At 51.0% G+C, this 2,037-nt stretch carries 2 protein-coding genes and 1 pseudogene; all 3 read left to right on the forward strand.

Annotated features, from left to right (window positions below):
• A pseudogene (locus EJA70_RS20705) lies at positions 1–207 on the forward strand (hypothetical protein); the annotation flags it as partial.
• A 31-nt stretch (positions 208–238) separates the two neighbouring features.
• Complete coding sequence (locus EJA70_RS20710) at positions 239–1,186, forward strand: hypothetical protein (RefSeq protein WP_158833137.1); 948 nt, start codon at positions 239–241, stop codon at positions 1,184–1,186.
• A 31-nt stretch (positions 1,187–1,217) separates the two neighbouring features.
• A partial coding sequence (locus EJA70_RS20715; RefSeq protein WP_158833139.1) for a hypothetical protein occupies positions 1,218–2,037 on the forward strand: 820 nt, incomplete at its 3' end.

A 2,037-nucleotide genomic window follows, 5' to 3' on the forward strand; every position in this document is an offset into this window, starting at 1 on the left:
TGCATTACGATTTTGGGAACCTATTTGGCGGAAAAGTTGCAGAACTTGAAATTGTCTTCCCCGCCTGACCTGCTCTACCCCGATATCATCGAATGGTCAAAACCACTGCCACCCGAGCAATGGGCGAAGCGTTCCCCAGAACTGGAAGAAGCCATCGCTAAGCGTGAAGCCGAATTAGCCGCACAAACGGCTCAAGCATCAGCATGATGATGAGTTGCTATATAACCCAGGGCCACGCATGAGCACACCTCCAGCAGGCACCACAAAAAACCGGCTATTGTCGCGCAATGACTATTTGGCGCCGCGGCCCCTCCCTACAGGTCAAAAACCCTCGGATGTGCTGAACACCATATGGCAGAAGAACGACGTATTTCTAGATGTCGGAAATTACACCGTCGGGTCCACGGTAATGGTCATGTGGCCAACACTAATGCTATTTTTATCTCTGGCCTTTGGTTTTAGAAATATTTCACCGGATCTCAGTGTTTTTATTCTTATTGGAGGTGGGATCATTATCGGAATTCCATCCATGATTCTGGTGCAGGGTTTGTTACGTCCAGTACCTTTACCGATACGATTCAACCGCCAGCGACGTGAAGTATGCGTCCCGCGAGAGGGTGGCGAATACTGGATAGTCCCTTGGGAAGGCGTAACAGCAGCTGCTACCCAGCACTCCTCGGTGAGCCAGGCGGGTAAAGCCACCATGGGCTTGTTGGTTATCGGTTTTGAAAACCCTGATCCACAGGCTAAAGAAGATAACAAGCATTTTTCGCTAGGCTTCAACTGTGGCGGTGGCACCACCGCTATGGCGCTTTGGGAGTGTATGCGTAGCTACATGGAAATTGGTCCAGATTCTGTTGAGGACCAGACGGCTCGCTTCGACAGGTCCAAAGGAATATGGGCTACCTATTTCAACGATCTTAAGAAAGCCGCGAAGTTACGAGGATGGTTTGTAACCGTATTGTGGGAAGGTTTTTGCGGGATTTTCGTTTTCAATACGCTGCTGATCGACGTACTGGAACGCTGGAAACTGAATCCCCCACCCGACCTCCACTATCCCGACATTATCGAATGGTCAAAACCATTGCCACCCGAGCAATGGGCGAAGCGTTCCCCTGAATTGGAAGAAGCTATCGCCAAGCGTGAAGCCGAATTAGCCGCACAAGCGGCTCAAGCATTCGCTTGATGATCAGTAGCTTTATAACCTGGATCCACGGATGAGTACGCCACCTGCAGGCACCACAAAAAAACGTTTGTTTTCGCGCAACGACTATCTGGCGCCGTTGCCCATCCCAACCGGTGAAAAGCCCTGTGATGTGCTCAACACCATCTGGCGAAAGAACGAGGTTTTTCTCGACATTGGCAACTACAGCATCGGCTCGGCTGTGATGGTTATCTGGCCGATGGTAATGCTTTTTGCGCTTCTGAATTACATCACGCCTGACCCTCTGATATGGGGAGGAGGATTAATTATCGTGGGAATCCCTATCTTGCTTGTGATTCAGGGCCTACTACGCGATGTCCCCTCACCCGTGCGGTTTAATCGACAACGTCGTGAAGTATGTCTGCCGCGAGAGAATGGCGAATATTGGCTGGTGCCTTGGGAAAGCGTGACGGCGGCAGCGACTCAACATTCCTCAGTAAGCCAAGCTGGTAAAGCTACCATGGGCTTGTTGATCATTGGCTTTGAAAACCCAGACCCCCAGGCCAAAGAGGACAACAAACATTTTTCATTCGGTTTCAACTGCGGCGGCGGTTCCACAGCAATGGCGTTGTGGGAGTGCACACGCAGCTACATGGAAGTAGGACCGGACGCCGTACCCAATAGCCGGGTAGGTTTCACGCCCTACGAAAAAACGCAAATCGGCTCGCTCATGATCGACCTGCGTAAGGGCGACCTGATAGGTGTTATATGGGGGGTATTCTGCATCACGATTTTGGGAACCTATTTCGCTGAAAAGTTGCAGAACTTGAAATTGTCATCCCCCCCTGACCTGCTCTACCCCGACATTATCGAATGGTCAAAACCACTGCCGC

The organism is Pseudomonas sp. PB103 (assembly GCF_009764635.1).
In the GTDB taxonomy this organism is placed as follows: domain Bacteria; phylum Pseudomonadota; class Gammaproteobacteria; order Pseudomonadales; family Pseudomonadaceae; genus Aquipseudomonas.

What these genes read in the sequence shown, in the direction of transcription:
- EJA70_RS20710 (WP_158833137.1), top strand. Translation starts at nt 239, where the DNA reads ATGAGCACACCTCCAGCAGGCACCACAAAAAACCGGCTATTGTCGCGC.